The 16061-nt window shown below is 71.8% G+C and carries 11 protein-coding genes; 10 read left to right on the forward strand and 1 reads right to left on the reverse strand.

Going from position 1 to position 16061, the window contains the following annotated elements; all coding sequences use genetic code 11:
- Positions 1 to 27 precede the first annotated feature (27 nt).
- The 10 genes from CSX12_RS02780 to CSX12_RS02825 all read left to right on the forward strand — a co-directional run bounded on the left by CSX12_RS02780 (position 28) and on the right by CSX12_RS02825 (position 15341).
- Positions 28 to 999, forward strand: coding sequence for a MoxR family ATPase (locus CSX12_RS02780; protein WP_124894775.1), 972 nt, complete (start codon positions 28 to 30; stop codon positions 997 to 999).
- Positions 999 to 2261 (forward strand): DUF58 domain-containing protein, encoded by a 1263-nt coding sequence (locus CSX12_RS02785; RefSeq protein ID WP_124894776.1) that lies wholly within the window; start codon positions 999 to 1001, stop codon positions 2259 to 2261. The genes CSX12_RS02780 and CSX12_RS02785 overlap by 1 nt, the downstream gene beginning before the upstream one ends.
- Positions 2258 to 4654: a transglutaminase domain-containing protein gene (locus CSX12_RS02790; protein ID WP_124894777.1), complete on the forward strand. Its 2397-nt coding sequence runs from the start codon at positions 2258 to 2260 to the stop codon at positions 4652 to 4654. The genes CSX12_RS02785 and CSX12_RS02790 overlap by 4 nt, the downstream gene beginning before the upstream one ends.
- Positions 4651 to 5967 (forward strand): RDD family protein, encoded by a 1317-nt coding sequence (locus CSX12_RS18820; RefSeq protein ID WP_124894778.1) that lies wholly within the window; start codon positions 4651 to 4653, stop codon positions 5965 to 5967. Before CSX12_RS02790 ends, CSX12_RS18820 begins: the two co-directional genes overlap by 4 nt.
- Complete coding sequence (locus CSX12_RS02800; protein WP_017204351.1) at positions 5964 to 6776, forward strand: protein phosphatase 2C domain-containing protein; 813 nt, start codon at positions 5964 to 5966, stop codon at positions 6774 to 6776. Before CSX12_RS18820 ends, CSX12_RS02800 begins: the two co-directional genes overlap by 4 nt.
- Complete coding sequence (locus CSX12_RS02805) at positions 6776 to 8062, forward strand: FHA domain-containing protein (RefSeq protein WP_124894779.1); 1287 nt, start codon at positions 6776 to 6778, stop codon at positions 8060 to 8062. Before CSX12_RS02800 ends, CSX12_RS02805 begins: the two co-directional genes overlap by 1 nt.
- Positions 8059 to 9738: a serine/threonine-protein kinase gene (locus tag CSX12_RS02810; protein WP_124894780.1), complete on the forward strand. Its 1680-nt coding sequence runs from the start codon at positions 8059 to 8061 to the stop codon at positions 9736 to 9738. The genes CSX12_RS02805 and CSX12_RS02810 overlap by 4 nt, the downstream gene beginning before the upstream one ends.
- The gene (locus CSX12_RS02815; RefSeq protein ID WP_040568851.1) at positions 9735 to 10460 is read left to right on the forward strand and encodes a hypothetical protein; all 726 of its coding nucleotides are present in this window, start codon (positions 9735 to 9737) and stop codon (positions 10458 to 10460) included. The genes CSX12_RS02810 and CSX12_RS02815 overlap by 4 nt, the downstream gene beginning before the upstream one ends.
- On the forward strand, positions 10457 to 14929 hold the full coding sequence (locus CSX12_RS02820; RefSeq protein ID WP_124894781.1) for an FtsK/SpoIIIE domain-containing protein: 4473 nt from the start codon (positions 10457 to 10459) through the stop codon (positions 14927 to 14929). The genes CSX12_RS02815 and CSX12_RS02820 overlap by 4 nt, the downstream gene beginning before the upstream one ends.
- Positions 14930 to 15044: 115 nt before the next feature.
- On the forward strand, positions 15045 to 15341 hold the full coding sequence (locus CSX12_RS02825) for a WXG100 family type VII secretion target (RefSeq protein WP_124894782.1): 297 nt from the start codon (positions 15045 to 15047) through the stop codon (positions 15339 to 15341).
- Positions 15342 to 15401: 60 nt separating this feature from the next.
- On the opposite strand, the gene CSX12_RS02830 is transcribed toward CSX12_RS02825, so the two are convergent.
- Positions 15402 to 15878, reverse strand: coding sequence for a recombinase family protein (locus CSX12_RS02830; RefSeq protein WP_017204356.1), 477 nt, complete (start codon positions 15876 to 15878; stop codon positions 15402 to 15404).
- Between the last annotated feature and the right edge of the window lie 183 nt (positions 15879 to 16061).

Here is a 16061-nt window from a genome sequence, read left to right on the forward strand (position 1 = left end):
TCTCCCACGACAAGGAACGACATCCTCATGACAATGACCCCCGAGCAGGCCGCCTGGTTCCAGGGCACCTTCCAGCGCCTCGTCGACAACGTCGACAAGGCCGTGCAGGGCAAGCAGGAGATCGTCGGCCTCGTGCTGGCCTCGATGCTCGCCGAGGGGCACGTGCTCCTCGAAGATGCACCGGGAACCGGCAAGACCAGCCTCGCCAAGGCGCTCGCGGCGACCGTGCAGGGGACCAGCGCCCGCATCCAGTTCACGCCGGACCTGCTGCCGTCGGACGTGACGGGCGTGACGATCTACGACCAGCAGTCGCACCGCTTCGAGTTCCACAAGGGCCCGATCTTCGCGTCGATCGTGCTCGCCGACGAGATCAACCGCGCGTCGCCGAAGACCCAGTCCGCGCTGCTCGAGGTCATGGAGGAGTCGCGGGTCACGGTCGACGGCGTCACGCACGAGACCGGGCGCCCGTTCCTCGTGATCGCGACGCAGAACCCGATCGAGCAGGCGGGGACGTACAAGCTCCCCGAGGCCCAGCTCGACCGGTTCCTGATCAAGACGTCGATCGGGTACCCCGACCTCGCCGTGACGGAGAGCATCCTCGCCGGCGCCTCGGACCGCAACCCCTCCGCGGGCCTGTCCGCGATCATCACGACCAGCGCGGTCGCCGACATGGCCGATCTCGCCGCCACGGTGCACGTCGAGCCCGCCGTGCTGCGCTACGTCGCCGAGCTCGCGGAGGCGACGCGCGAAGACAGTGCGATCCGGCTCGGCGTCTCCGTCCGCGGCGCGATCGCGATGATCCGCATCGCCAAGGTGTGGGCGGCCGCGCAGGGGCGCCACTTCGTGCTCCCGGACGACATCAAGACCCTCGCGCGTCCGGTGTGGCAGCACCGTCTGCTGCTGGACGCCGAGGCCGAGTTCGCCGGCACGAACAGCGACACCGTGATCGCGCGCGTGCTCGACGCCGTGCCGGCCCCGCAGGCCCGAGCGGCGGCCTGATGACCGCGGAGGCACTTCCGGCGTCGCCGCCGCAGACGGAGCGCGACGCCGACTGGCGTGACATCGCGGCCGTCGTCGGTGCGCGTGTGCTGGTGCGCCTCCGGAAGATCACCGCGGCGATCCGTCCGCTGGCGTGGGTGCTGATGGCCCTCTCGATCGCCTTCTGGGTGCTGGGGCAGATCGCCGGCTGGGCGGAGTTCATCGTCGCGGCCGTCGTGATCGCGATGGCCGTCGCCCTGTGCGCGCTGTTCCTCATCGGGCGCACCGCCTACGACGTCGCCCTCGACCTCGCGCGCACCCGGGTGGTCGTCGGCGAGCGCGCGGTCGGTGCGCTCACCCTCGCCAACCGCGGCACCAGGGCGATCCTCCCGTCGCGTGTGGTGCTCCCGGTGGGCTCGGGCCGCGGAGAGTTCGGGATCCAGCGACTCGCGCCCGGAGAGGAGGCGGAGGAGCTGTTCGCCATCCCCACCCACAAGCGCGGTGTGGTCAAGGTCGGACCCGTCAGCGTCGTGCGCGGCGACCCCCTCGGTCTGTTCGAGCGCGCGCATCGTCGCGACGACCCGGTCGATCTCTACGTGCACCCGCGCACCGTGCTGTTCGACGGGCAGTCGCTCGGGTACCTGCGCGACCTGGAGGGCCTCCCCGCCGCCGACCTGTCGCGCGACGACGTGTCGTTCCACGCGCTGCTCGAGTACCAGCCGGGCGACGACCTGCGCCACGTGCACTGGCGTTCCACGGCGCGCACCGGCACGATGATGGTCCGCCAGTACGAGGAGACCCGGCGATCGCACTTCGTGATCGCGCTGTCGCGGTCGCTCGCCGACTACGCCACCGAAGACGATTTCGAGCTCGGCATCTCGGCCGCCGGCTCCATCGGCCTCCGCGCTCTCCGCGACTCGCAGCGCGTCGACGTGCGGGTGCAGGGCCGCGAGCTGCCCGCCGGAACGGGCAAGCAGCTGCTCGACTCCCTCGCCGCCGTCGAGAACAGCAAGGCCAGGGAGGGCGGCATCGCCGACCTGGCCGGGATCGTCTCCGCGACCATGCCGCTCGCGAGCGTCGTGGTGCTGGTGTGCGGCTCGCGCGTGCGCTCGGACGATCTGCGGCTGGCGTGCTCGCGCCTGCCGTTCGGGGCGAAGGTGCTCGCCGTCGTGACGGACACGACCGCGGCCGCCCCCGCCCTGCGACGCATCGGAGACGCCGACGTCGTCACGGTCGGCGCGCTCGAGCAGATCCCCCTCGCCCTGCAGAAGGTGCTCGCATGACCGCGCCCGCCTCCGCTCCCGCTGGCCTCGCCCCGCGCCGCTGGATCCTCGATCTGACCGCCACCGCGCTGCTCAGCGTGACCGCGCTGGTCGGGTTCTGGCCGTCGTTCGCCGGACCGTCGTTCCTTCCCGCCGTCATCGGCGGCGTCCTGCTCGGGCTCGCCATCGCGGCGGTCGCCGCCTGGCGGCGCTGGGGCATCCTGATCATCGCCGGCCTCACGGTCGGCGCCTACTTCGTGTTCGGCGGCGCCCTGGCGCTGCCGCAGACCGCCATCCTCGGCGTCATCCCGTCGCTGGAGACGCTGCGGCTGCTCGCGCTGGGCACCGTCACGGCCTGGAAGCAGATGCTCACGACGGTCGCCCCGGTCTCCGCGGCCGACGGGCACCTGATCGTCCCGTTCCTGCTCGCGCTCGTCGTCACGACCCTGACCGCGTCGCTCGCGCTGCGCCTGTCCCAGGTCGCGTGGGCGCTGCTGCCGTCCGGCGTGCTGCTGATGCTCGTGATCGCGCTCGGCACGCCGGAGCCCGCATTCCCTCTTGTGCAGGGCCTCGTGTTCGCCGTGGTCAGCATGGTCTGGCTCGCCCTCCGCCAGCTGTGGGCCCCGCAGAACCTCGCGGTCTCGGTGAGCGAGGTCGATCCGTCCCGCGCCGCGCACATGCGCACGCGTCGGCTGCTCGCGGGGGCCGCGGTGCTCGCGATCGCCGGCGGCGCTGGCGTCGCCACCAGCGCGGTCGCGACCCCCGCTCAGCCCCGGCACGTGTTCCGCGACGTCATCATCCCGCCGTTCGACATCCGCGACTACCCCAGCCCGCTGCAGGCCTTCCGCAAGAACGTGCGGGACGAAGCCGACGAGACCCTCTTCACCGTGCAGGGGCTGCCGAAGGGCGCCCGCATCCGCACAGCCGTCATGGACCAGTTCGACGGCATGGTCTACAACGTCACCGACGGCGGACCGACCTCGTCCAGCGCGTTCACCCCGCTGCGCTCGAACATGTCGCCCGAGGCCGAAGGCGTCCCGGTGACGCTGAGGATCGAGATCGACGGGTACCGCGGGGTCTGGATGCCCACGGCCGGAGCGCTGTCGGAGATCCGCTTCGCCGGCGACGACGCCGAGGAGCTGCGCCGAGGCACATACGTGAACACCGAGACGGGCACAGCCGTGGCCACTCCGGGGCTCGGCGCGGGAGACGACTACACGGTGGATGCCGTCATGCCTGCCACGCCGGACGACGAGCAGCTCGCCGAGGTCGCGTTCGGATCCGTGACCATGCCGAAGCCGAGCAACGTGCCGGAGGAGCTCACCTCTCTCGCCGCCGAGACGGTCGCCGGCGCCGAGACCCCCATCGAGCAGGTCAGGGCGCTGGAGAACTTCCTGGCCGAAGGCGGCTTCTTCAGCCACGGTCTCGAGGGGGAGGTGCTCTCCCGGGCAGGACACACCGCAGAGCGGATCTCGACCCTCGTCGGCGCCGACCAGATGATCGGCGACGACGAGCAGTACGCCGTCGCGATGGCCCTGCTCGCCGGGCAGATCGACATCCCCGCCCGTGTCGTCATGGGGTACTACCCCGACGAGGAGCAGGCGGGCGAGGCCGTGTTCGAAGCCACCGGCGACAACGTGCACGCCTGGGTCGAGGTCAACTTCGACGGGATCGGCTGGGTGACCTTCAACCCCACGCCGCCCGAGGACCAGGTCCCCAACGACCAGAACACCAAGCCGCGCGTCGACCCCAAGCCGCAGGTCCTGCAGCCGCCGCCCCCGCCGCAGGAGCCCGTCGACCTGCCGCCCACGCTCCCCGACGACCGCGAGTCCGAGGACGAGAGCCTGAACCTCGCGGGCATCATCGGGCTGATCCTGCTGATCGGCGGGATCTCCCTGGCCGTGATCGCGCTGCTCGCCTCGCCGTTCATCGTGATCGGAGCGTGGAAGGCCGCGAGGCGCCGTTCGCGCCGCGCCGCCGCCCGTACCTCGGACCGCATCAGCGGCGGCTGGGACGAGCTCACCGACCGCGCCATCGACTACGGCGCGCGCATCGCCCCCGGGGGCACCCGTGTCGAGGAGGCGGCCGTGGTGGCCTCCGCGCTCACGGTTCCGCAGGTCACCGCCCTCGCCGAGCGCGCGGACGCCGACGTGTTCGGCCCCGCCGATCCGACTCCGCAGGACGTCGAGACGTTCTGGAACGAGGTGGACGAGATCGTGGGAGGGCTCGGGAAGGACGCCGGCTTCTGGAAGCGCATCAAGGCGCGCCTGAGCATGCGCTCGCTGCTCGGCGGGACCGCGATCTCGAGCGGCCTGCAGAATCTGAAGGAGGCGGCGACCGCGCGCGTGCGCCGCGAACCTGGCACCATCGAAGACAGCACGCCGCCGCCGTCCTCGGAGAGGGAGACCCCATGACGCAGCCCGCGCTCGACCAGATCGCGCCGATCTCCCGCCGCGCGATCGCCTACCTCATCGACGCCCTGATCGCGGGCGGGCTGGGCGTCGTGCTCGGCGGAGCACTGATCCTCGCCTCCACACTGTCGGGAAGCCTCGAAGCGTCGATCATGACGCTGTTCATCGGCGGCCCGATCGTGGGGCTGCTGCTGCTCGCCTGGTTCATCGTCTACACGCTCATGCAGGCAGGCGCCGGCTCGATCGGCATGCGGTCGCAGGGTCTGCGGCTGGTGTCGGCAGCGGACGGGACGCCGCTCGGGTTCGGCCGCAGTCTGCTCCGCAACATCATCTTCGGTCTCGCCGCCGCCATCGTCGTCGGATACTTCAGCCCCCTGTTCGACGGCTCAGGGCGCTTCCAGGGGTGGCACGACAAGGTCGCCTCGTCGCTCATGCTGGATGCGCGGATCCCTGCGCCCGAGCCGGTCGTCGAGGAGGCGCCGGAGCCGCCGGCGCCGCCGCTGCTCCCGGCGCCGTCGTTCGAACGGCTTCCTCCCGCGCCCATGCCGGGCTTCGCCCCCGCGGCGCCGGCGGCCCCGACGACCGCCCCGACGCCGGATGCGGCGCCCGTGGCACGCGACTTCGCCGCCCCCGCGCAGGATTCCGGCATGATCGCGTACGTCCCCGGCATCACCCAGGACGCTCCGCCCTCCCGTCGCTCCGCGCGGTCCGAAGCAGACGCCGCGGCTCCGTCGCCCGCGCCCGCAGCTCCTCCCGCGCCCGCCGTTCCGGCGCCGGTCGCCGAACCTCCCGCGGCCGCTGTCCCGGCGGCGCCGCCGGTTCCTCCGGCTCCGCCCGTCCCGCCCGCTCCGGCGGCAGGCCCCGCTGCGGCGGCAGCCCCCGCGTCCGCTCCCTCGGCCCCGGCCGGCGCGCCGGCCCCCGCTGCACCCGTCGCTGCCGCACCGACACCGGAGCCGGCCGATGACCTGGAGGAGACGCGGATCAGCATCCCGGGGCACCGGCTGGTGTTCACCTGGGATGACGGCACGCGCATCCCCGTCTCCCGCCGCACGGTCTTCGGACGCAACCCCGCCCCGGAGGAGGGCGCGCTGGTCGTGCCGGTCCGGGACGAGACGCTCTCGCTGTCGAAGACGCACTTCGAGGCCGCCGCCGAGACCTCGGGGGGATGGGTCGTCGACCGGCACTCGACGAACGGACTCACGATCGTCCGCGACGGTCAGCGCTTCGCGTGCCCCGCAGGTCAGCGTGTGCCGATCAAGCTGGGAGACGTGATCGAGATCGGCGACCGCGTCGTCATGGTCGGAGGATACGCATGACCGTCCCTCTCGTCGTCGCCACAGGAGCGGCGACCCACTCCGGGCTCCGGCGTCCGCTCAACGAGGACTCCTACATGGCGAGCTCGCCGCTGTTCCTCGTCGCCGACGGCATGGGCGGACACGAGGCGGGGGAGCGCGCGAGCGCCACCGTCATCGACGAGTTCGCTCGCCACATCGGCCGGGAGGACCTCGAGCTCGAGGACCTGCTCGACACCCTGGCTCGGGCTCGGCTCGCGGTCGAGGCGCTGTCCGGAGCCGCGAACGGCCGCGCCGGAACCACGCTCAGCGGCGTCGTGGTCGCCTCGGTCGAGGGCATGGGGTACTGGCTCACCGTGAACATCGGCGACTCCCGCACGTACCGCTTCGCCGATGGCGAGCTCGAGCAGATCAGCGTCGACCACTCGGTCGTGCAGGAGCTGATCGAGGCGGGCGAGCTCACCGCGGCGGAGGCCGCGACGGACCGTCGCCGGAATATCATCACGCGCGCGATCGGGGCGAGCAGCACCGGCGACGCGGACTACTGGCTCTTCCCCGCCGAGCTCGGCGACCGGATGCTCATCTGCTCGGACGGGCTGACCACCGAGGTCTCCGACGCGCGGATCGAGCAGATCCTCGGATCGGAGCCCGACCCGCAGCGTGCCGCCGACATCCTCGTCGACGAAGCGGTGCAGGCGGGCGGGCGGGACAACGTGACGGTCGTGGTCGTGGATGCCGTCTCCGTCGCGTCGCGGCGCGGTGCCCTGCTCCAGACCGACGACATCGACGCCGACACGCGCCCGCGCGAGGCCGCAGCAGGAGGGGTTCGCTGATGCAGACGATCTACCGACCGGGACAGTGGTACCTGATCGTGATCCCCGGAGCCCTGGTGGCGCTGCCGCCGGACGCCCCCGGCGACACGGTCGCCGAGCTGTGGGAGCGGCTTCCCCAGGAGCGGAGCCTCGCGACCGTCATCGACGTGCTCACCACGCGACTCGCGGGATCCTTCGCCGACATGCCCTCGTTCGTGGCTGCGGTGCTGGAGGGGACGGACGCCCGCATCGCGGTGCGCGGCCCGCTCACGGTGCAGGTCACCGGCGCCGACGCGCAGGAGCAGAGATTCTCCGGCGCCGAGGTCACGACGTGGAGCGAGCGGTTCGTCCCCGCGGTCTCGACGATGGAGATCACCATCGACGACGACGCGCCGGCCACAGCCCTCCCCGTGCAGAGCGGGATCGTCTTCGCGGCCGCCGTGAGCGCCGAGATCGAGCCCGCAGACGCGGAAGCGGCTCCGCTCACCGCCGGTCCCGTCCCGGTGATCGACCGCAACGACGCGGCCGGCGCATCCGCCACGGACACCGGCGTTCCGGCCGTTCCGGCACCGCCGACCCCGGCTCCTGTGGTCGACGTGCCCGTCCCTGCCGCCGTGCCGCCTGCTGCGCCGGCGGTCGTCCCGGTGCCTGTGCCCGACGCGGACTCCGCGCCCGGTGACGGGATCGTCGACGCCACGCTGGTGCCGAGCGAGGCGACCTTCGCGCCGCCCGCCGACGAGTTCGATCACCTGTGGGGGGAGACCGTGCACACCCCGATCGAGGACGCGGCGGTCCGACCGAGCGAGGAGCCGGAGGCCCCCGCCGCGGAGGCCGAGGCGCCGAGCGGCGATCACGACGGCGCCACGATCTCCGCGGAGGAGCTCCGCAGCATCCGCCAGACGGCACCGCCCGCACCCGACGCACCCACCGAGGTCATCCCGGTCGAAGCTCCGGCGGCGCCGGCGTCGACCGGGCGCATCCGGGTCTCATCCGGGCAGGTGGTCGCGCTCGATCGGACGGTCATCATCGGGCGTCGTCCGCGGTCCACGCGGGCGAGCGGCGCCAATCTGCCGCACCTGATCGCGGTCGAGAGCCCACAACAGGACATCTCCCGCAGCCACCTGGAGATCCGGCCGGAGGGTGACACGGTCGTCGTCATCGACCTGCACACGACGAACGGATCGACCCTGCTGCGGCCGGGAGCCGACCCGATGCGCCTGCACCCCGGCGAGCAGACGCTCGTCCTGTCGGGTGATGTGGTGGACCTCGGCGACGGGGTGACCGTCGCCTTCGAGGACCTCCCGTGAATCGCCGCCCCTCGCCGCCGCCGGCCCTCCCCGGCTTCACGTATGTCGAGCCGCTGGGCACGGGCGGGTTCGCCGATGTGTTCCTGTACGAGCAGGAGATGCCCCGGCGACGCGTCGCGGTCAAGGTGCTCCTCGCCGACCGCATCTCCAGCGGTGCCGCCCAGGAGTTCGCCGACGAGGCGAACGTCATGGCGATGCTCTCGACGCATCCGGCGATCGTCACGATCTATCAGGCCGGCGTCGCCGGCGACGGACGCCCGTACCTGGTCATGGAGTACTGCCCGCGTCCGAACCTGCAGATCCGCTCGCGCAAGGAGCCCTTCTCGGTCGCCGAGGCCCTGCGCGTCGGCATCCAGGTCGCCGGTGCCGTGGAGACCGCGCACCGGGCGGGCGTCCTGCATCGCGACATCAAGCCCGCGAACATCCTCGTCACGGAGTACAACCGTCCGGCCCTCACCGACTTCGGCATCGCCTCCACGACCGGCGCGACCGGAGAGTCCTCGGGGATGTCGATCCCGTGGTCGCCGCCGGAGTCGTTCGCCGAGCCGCCGCAGAGCGGTCCGCGCACCGACGTCTGGGCGCTGGGCGCCACGCTCTACACGCTGCTGGCGGGCCGTTCACCGTTCGAGCGCCCGGGAGAGCGCAATTCCAGCGCCGACCTGATCGAGCGCATCGAGCGGGCCGCGCTGCCCTCTCTGGCGCGGCCGGACTCACCCGACAGCCTGCAGCGGCTCCTCGAGCGCGCGATGGCGAAGAATCCCGACGACCGGTTCCCGAGCGCGGTGGCCTTCGCCCGCGCCCTGCAGAAGGTGCAGATCGAGCTCTCCCATTCCGTGACGCCGATCGACATCGTCGACGACCACCCGCCGGCGGATGACCTCGAAGACGACGGCGACGGCCTCACCCGCGTGCGGGAGATCGTCAGCATCGACCCCGGGATGCACGGAGCCACCCGGCCCTCCGCGCTGACGCAGCCGAAGGGACCGTCGGTCGCTGTCCCGGACGCCCCGCGCTTCGACATGCCGGCGCGGCCGGAGCCGTCCGTCGAGCAGACGCAGCGACGCACGCCGCGGTCGGCAGCGGACGCGCCGGTCGCGCCGTCGCCTGCACCGTCCGTCGTGCTGCCGACGCCGGAAGACCGCGATGACCGGACGATCCTGCGTCCTCCGCAGGTCGTGCAGCCCGAGGCGCCGGTCTCACCGGCCGTCGCCCCGACGCCCGCCGCCGCCCCGGTGGCAGCCGTGGAGGAGCGCTCGCCGCGGAGTCGGAAGGGACTGTGGATCGGACTGGCCGCCGCGGCCGTCGTCATCGTCGTGGGAGGAATCGTCGGCCTGAACGCCCTCGTCGCCGGCCTCGAGCCCCAGCCCGACCCGGAGAGCAGCGAACAGGCGGTCGACCCGCAGGATCCGGTGTCCGACGCGGTTCCCCGCGTGACGGACGTCGCCGGAACGCGGGCGGGGGACCAGGTCACGTTCACCTGGACGAACCCCGACCCGCGCGAGGGCGACAGCTACATCTGGACCGAGACCGGGGGCGCGTCCGACAGCGCCGTGAAGCAGGCCGCCGACGAGACGGTCACATTCGCACCGGCCTCCCCGGGCGAGGTGTGCATCGAGGTCATGCTGCGTCGCGATGACGGTCGCGCGTCCGAACCGACCACGGGGTGCGTCCGATGACCGCGCCGGCGGGGGTGACGGTCGAGTTCGCCGGGGAGTACTTCCCCATCGAGCCCGGCCGTCGATTCGTCGTCGGCCGCGAGGGCGACCTCGAGCTCGACGACAACCTCTTCCTGCATCGCCATTTCCTGGAGATCAGCGACGGCGAGGGACTGTGGTGGCTGGCCAACATCGGCACGAGGCTCACCGCCACGGTCACCGACTCGGCCGGCGGTGTCCAGGCCAGGCTCGCGCCCGGCGCCCGCCTCCCGCTGGTGTTCGAGACGACCACCATCGTGTTCAGCGCGGGCCCGACCACCTATGAGCTCGTGCTGCACGCCGCGGAGCCCACCTTCCGGGCGACGCAGCGCGAGCACGACGACGGCGGCGCCTCGACCATCGGCGACGTGCCGCTCACCCTGAGCCAGAAACTGCTGATCCTCGCGCTCGCGGAGCCGCAGCTGCGTCGCGACGGCACCGGCATGAGCGAGATCCCGTCGTCGGCGAAGGCCGCGGAGCGCCTCGGCTGGACGGTGACGCGCTTCAACCGGAAGCTCGACAACGTGTGCGACAAGCTCGACCGGATCGGCGTGCCCGGCATGCGCGGCGGGCAGCGCAGCTTCGCGACGAACCGGCGGGCACGACTGGTCGAGCACGTCATCGCCTCGCGCATGGTGAGCAAGGACGACCTCCCGCTGCTGGATGCCCCGCAGCCGAGTGAGGCAGAGGGAGACAACGAGTGAAGGTACGGCTGACCCTGCTGCGCCAGGGCGCGGCATCCAGCGACATCGAGGTCACGGCCGAGAACACCGCGACGATCGGCGAGATCGCGGCGATGATCGTGCGCGCGGACCCGCTCGGATCCTTCGCGCACGCCGACCCCACCGCGGTCACTCTCGAGGCGTACAGCTCGGTGGTGTCGGGACCGGGGGATCTGCTCGCCCCCGAGTCGACCTTCGCGCACGTCGGCCTCGCCCACGGCGCGACCGTCCGCGTGGTGCCCGCGTCCTACGAGCAGCGTCCGGTGGTCGGACGCATGGAGGTCGGAGCCGGTCCGGGCGCGCGGTCGATCGCGCTCACCCGAGGCACCATCGTGCTCGGTCGCGACGAGTCCTGCGATGTCGTGATCGACGACCCGCTCGTGTCCAAGCGCCACGCCCGGCTCGAGATCGGCGACCGGGTCGAGCTCATCGACCTGAACTCCGCCAACGGGATCATCATCGACGGCGCCTCCGTGGTGCGTCTCGTCGCAGCGGACGGCGAGCTCGCCGTGGTGCTGGGCGACACCCCCGTCCGCGTGAAGGTGGAGGCGGGGTCCACCGCGCCCACCACGGTCGAGGCCTCGATCCGCCAGGTCGAGTTCGTGCGCTCGCCGCGCGTGGAGGAGCGCTACCTCGGCGAGGACCTCGACGGCACCGACCTGCCCGTCCCCGCGCGCAAGCAGCCCTTCCCCCTGCTCACGCTGGTCGCCCCGCTGCTCATGGGCGGTGCGATGTACGCGGTCACCCAGAACCTCCTCTCGATCATGTTCGTCGCGCTGTCGCCGCTGCTCATGATCGGCACCTGGCTGACGACGAAGAACCAGCAGAAGCAGGAGCTGGAAGAGGACAAGAAGCGCTTCGAGGAGCAGCTGGAGCGGCTCGACGCTCGGCTGCGGAGCGAGCGGGAGCGCGAGATCGACGTCCGTCGCCGCGAGGTGCCGCTGCTCCGCGAGGTCAGCGACGCCGCGCTCGCCGCAGGTCCCCTGGTGTGGACGCGTCGCACCGAGCACTGGTCGTTCCTGCACGTGCGCCTCGGCATCGGCGACACCGCCTCCCGCAGCTCGGTGAAGGATTCGAACGGCCGCGATCGCGCCATCCCCGAATACGTGGAGAAGCTCGACGCCGTGGTCGACGCCACGCGGATCGTGCCCCAGGTGCCGATCCTGGAGGACCTCACCGACGTCGGTGCCCTCGGCATCGCCGGTCTCGGCGGACGGTCCACGGGCTATGCCCGCGCTCTGCTCGCCCAGCTCACGGGGCTGCACGCCCCGGCCGACGTCGGCGTGGTCGGACTCTGGGGTCCGCGCTGGGGTGCCCAGCTGGCCGATGCCAAATGGCTGCCGCACGCCTGGTCGGCGCAGGCGGTGCTCGGCGTGCAGCCGATCGGCGACGGCCCGACCTCCGCCGGGCAGATCGTCGCGCGGCTCGAGGAGCTCATCGCGACACGCTCGACCCGCAACGGCGACGCCGTGGAGCTCGGCGCGCTCGAATCCGAGAAGGCGGCGACGAACAGCGGATCGAAGGTCGGCGAGGACTCGCGCAGCCGCCACGACTCCGTCCCGAAGCCGGCCATCGTCGTGCTCATCGCCCCGGACGCCCCCGTCGACCGCGGGCGTCTCATCCAGCTGTCCGAGCGCGCCGCGATGCGGGGGATCTTCCCGGTGTGGCTCACCGAGGACGCCGCCGCCCTGCCGGCCTCCTGCCGCACGTTCGTCGAGCTCGGCGCGACCGACAGCGCCCACTTCGTGCGGCTCGGCGAGGTCGTCGAGAACCTCGCCGTCGACGAGCTCACCCGCGAGCAGTTCGCCGTCTTCGCCCGAGCCCTCGCGCGCCTGACCGACGCCGGAGAGGTCGCGCTCGACCGCAGCGACGTGCCGCGCACGATCTCGATGCTCCACCTGCTCGGCCGCGACATGGCGACGCAGCCGGAGAGCGTGGTCGACCGCTGGACGCAGAACGACTCCCTCCACTCCCGCCGCAAGAGCGGATCCGCGCGACGGTACCAGCCGAAGCTGCGCGCCCTCGTCGGTGCCGGGGCCGAGGGGGCGCTGCAGCTCGACCTTCGCCAACAGGGTCCGCACGCCCTCGTCGGCGGCACCACAGGCTCGGGCAAGAGCGAGTTCCTGCAGGCCTGGGTGCTGGGCATGGCGACCGAGTACAGCCCGGAGCGCCTGACATTCCTCTTCGTGGACTACAAGGGCGGTTCGGCCTTCGCCGACTGCGTGAGCCTGCCGCACTGCGTCGGCATCGTGACCGACCTGAACGAGCACCTCGTGCGCCGCGTGCTCGTGAGCCTCCGGGCGGAGCTGCACTACCGGGAGCACCTGTTCAACCGGAAGAAGGCCAAGGACATCCTCGAGCTGGAGCGTGCCGGCGACCCGCAGGCGCCACCCGCCCTGGTGCTCGTGATCGACGAGTTCGCGGCGCTCGCCAAGGAGGTCCCCGAGTTCGTGGACGGTGTGATCGACATCGCCCAGCGGGGCCGGTCCCTCGGCATCCACCTCATCATGGCGACGCAGCGACCGGCCGGCGTCATCAAGGACAACCTGCGCGCCAACACCAACCTCCGCGTGGCGCTGCGCATGGCGGACGAGACCGACAGCAACGACGTGATCGGCACGAAGGACGCGGCGCTGTTCGACCCGGGAACGCCCGGTCGCGGTATCGCGAAGACCGGTCCCGGCCGCATGACGCTCTTCCAGTCCGCCTACTCCGGCGGATGGAGCCTCGGCGAGAGCGACGGGGTCGACGTCGCGATCACGGCGTTCGGCACCACGGATCAGGGTCCGTGGGAGCTGCCGATCGACGAGAACGCGGTGGTCGTCGACGAGGATCTCGGGCCGAACGACCAGCAGCGACTCGTCAGCACCATGGTGCTCGCCGCGCAGGCCGCGCAGGTCGAGAAGCCGCGCCGGCCGTGGCTGGACGAGCTCGCCCCGACGTTCGACCAGCTGAAGCTCCCGCAGCGCACCGACGCCGCCCTGCTGCTCGGAGTCGTCGATCAGCCGGAGCGTCAGGAGCAGGTGCCGTTCCACTTCCTGCCCGACACCGAGGGCCACATGGTCATCTACGGCACCAGCGGCTCGGGCAAGAGCGCCGCCCTGCGCACCCTCGCCGTGTCGGCTGGCATCACCCCGCGCGGCGGCCCCGTGCAGGTGTACGGCCTCGACTTCGGCTCCGGGGCGCTGCGCATGCTGGAACCGCTGCCGCACGTCGGCTCGGTCATCTCCGGGGACGACGCCGAGCGCGTCGCCCGCCTGTTCGCCACGCTGCGCAGTGAACTCGACCGGCGCGGCGACGCATACTCCGCGGTGGGCGCGGCGACGCTCACCGAGTACCGGGCGCTGTCGGGCAAGTCCGACGAGCCGCGCATCGTCGTCCTCATCGACGGCTTCGCCGCGTTCCGCAACGACTACGAGGCCGTGATCGGTCGCACGGACACATACAACGCGCTGCAGGAGGTGCTCTCGGACGGCCGCGCGGTCGGCATCCACGTCGTGCTGTCCGCCGACCGGTTCCAGAGCATCCCGAGCGCGCTGAACGCGATGCTGCAGCGCCGGGTGGTGCTGCGCATGGCCGACACCGACGCCTACAACATCCTCAACGTCCCCAAGGATGTGCTGACCCCGGAGTCCGTTCCCGGGCGGGCGATCGTGGGCGAGAACGAGGCGCAGATCGCGATCATCGGCGGCACGCGCAGCATGAAGGAGCAGTCGCTGGCGATCGAGCGGATGGCGGCCTCGATGTCGCGCCGCGGCGTGCCCGACGCCCCTCCGGTGCGGGCGCTGCCGCTCAGCTACCGCCTGGACGACGTGCCGGCCACGATCGGCGATCAGCTCGTCGTCGGTCTGTCGGATGCCGACCTCGGGCCCTTCGGGATCGAGCCGACCGGCACCTTCGTGATCGCGGGGCCGCCCGCCAGCGGCAAGAGCAATGCGCTCGCGGCGATCACGCAGCAGGTGCTCCGGGCCCGTCCCGACACGCCGACGCTCTTCCTCGGCTCCACCCGGTCGCCCGCGCGGCACGCCGTGTCGTGGACCGCGACCGCCGCGGACGGCATCAGCGGCACCGCCGCGGTCGCCGCGATCGTGGAGAAGGCGGAGCAGGGCCTGAAGCCGGTCGTGGCCGTCGAGGGCGTCGCCGAGTTCGCGTCGTCGCTGTTGGAGATGCCGCTGTCGGACCTCGTCAAACGAGCCACCCGCGGCGAGCTGCTGCTGCTGTTCACGGGCGACACGAGCGAGTGGACGAGCAACTTCGGACTCCTCGGCGAGATCAAGCAGGCCCGACGCGGAGTCGTCCTGCAACCCGAGACCATCGACGGCGAACTCGTGCTGAAGTCGCCGCTGCCGCGCATCGGACGCGGCGAGTTCCCGGTGGGTCGTGCGGTGCTCGCGCAGCGCGGCAAGGTCGTCCGCGTGCAGTTCCCGCTTGTGATCCCGGAGACCGTCTGATCCGGCGTGTCGCGATGATGGGGACTTCTCCCCATTTGCACGCGGCATCCGCTTCGTTAGTCTCGAAGAACAAGAACACCTCCGGCACCCGCCGGGGCGACCGGAAGGTAACACCATGACGAACCTCAAAGTCAGCTACGCCGACATGAAGGACGCTGCTGGCCGTCTCCGCACGGGCCAGCAGGACATCGAGACCCAGCTGAAGAACCTCCGCGCCTACGTGTCGGAGCTCGTCTCGGGCGGCTTCGTGACCACGTCGGCGTCGGGCGCGTTCGACGCCTCGTACGCGCAGTTCAACCAGGGCGCCACCGCGACCATCGCCGGTATCGAGGGCATGGCCCGCTTCCTCGACGTCGCAGCCCAGTCGCTGCAGTCGACGGACGAGCAGCTCGCGGCGCAGATCCGCCAGTAACGCTTCAGCGAGAAGAGGGGATGCCGATCCGGCATCCCCTCTTCTGCGTCCTGGTGCCGATCAGTGAACGGCGGCGGCGGCGTCGGCCAGGTGGCGCGCGTTGTGGTTCAGGACCTTCACGATGATCCCGTGACGGCGGAGCTCGGCGACCGTGCGGGCGCCCTCCTCGCTGTTCCGCCCGAGCGCGGCGATCGTCGCGACCACGAGCACGTCGCCGGGGTTCAGCGTGTTGATGAGGCGGGAGAGGCGGTCGCTCCAGCTCTCCAGGATGTCGGGCGCCGGGTGACGGAATCCCTCGATGGGGACCCCGAAGCGCGTGAGGTCGGCGCGCTGCTCCACGATCGAGGGCATGTCGTCGCGGGAGACGACCAGGCCGACCAGGCGGGAGCCGTCGGGGCGGGCGAGCCAGAAGTTGCGGTTCTCCTGCAACTCGGTGAAGCACTTGGGGCACTCCGCCGCGGCGTGCGGAAGGTGCAGCGGGCTCGTCAGGGTCTCATCCGCGGCATTCCTCGCTACAGGATCGATCGTCTCGCTCATCGGCGCACCTCCACCTCACTCCACCTCCATTGTGCCCTGTCCGCCCCCTCCGTGCAGGCCACCCGCATCGTCACGGTCTCCGCGAACACCTTCCGCCGAGTGCACGGGCTCCCGCCGAGTGCACGGCTTGCGCTCGCGGTCAAGCCGTGCACTCGACGCGATGCCGTGCACTCGGCCATCGGC

The sequence above is a fragment of the Microbacterium sp. Y-01 genome (genome assembly GCF_003856715.1).
Lineage (GTDB): Bacteria > Actinomycetota > Actinomycetes > Actinomycetales > Microbacteriaceae > Microbacterium > Microbacterium algeriense.

Excerpts from the sequence above, each read along its gene's own strand:
- CSX12_RS02780 (WP_124894775.1), top strand. The coding sequence starts at position 28 with ATGACAATGACCCCCGAGCAGGCCGCCTGGTTCCAGGGCACCTTCCAG.
- CSX12_RS02785 (WP_124894776.1), top strand. The coding sequence starts at position 999 with ATGACCGCGGAGGCACTTCCGGCGTCGCCGCCGCAGACGGAGCGCGAC.
- CSX12_RS02790 (WP_124894777.1), top strand. The coding sequence starts at position 2,258 with ATGACCGCGCCCGCCTCCGCTCCCGCTGGCCTCGCCCCGCGCCGCTGG.
- CSX12_RS18820 (WP_124894778.1), top strand. The coding sequence starts at position 4,651 with ATGACGCAGCCCGCGCTCGACCAGATCGCGCCGATCTCCCGCCGCGCG.
- CSX12_RS02800 (WP_017204351.1), top strand. The coding sequence starts at position 5,964 with ATGACCGTCCCTCTCGTCGTCGCCACAGGAGCGGCGACCCACTCCGGG.
- CSX12_RS02805 (WP_124894779.1), top strand. The coding sequence starts at position 6,776 with ATGCAGACGATCTACCGACCGGGACAGTGGTACCTGATCGTGATCCCC.
- CSX12_RS02815 (WP_040568851.1), top strand. The coding sequence starts at position 9,735 with ATGACCGCGCCGGCGGGGGTGACGGTCGAGTTCGCCGGGGAGTACTTC.
- CSX12_RS02825 (WP_124894782.1), top strand. The coding sequence starts at position 15,045 with ATGACGAACCTCAAAGTCAGCTACGCCGACATGAAGGACGCTGCTGGC.
- CSX12_RS02830 (WP_017204356.1), bottom strand. The coding sequence starts at position 15,878 with ATGAGCGAGACGATCGATCCTGTAGCGAGGAATGCCGCGGATGAGACC.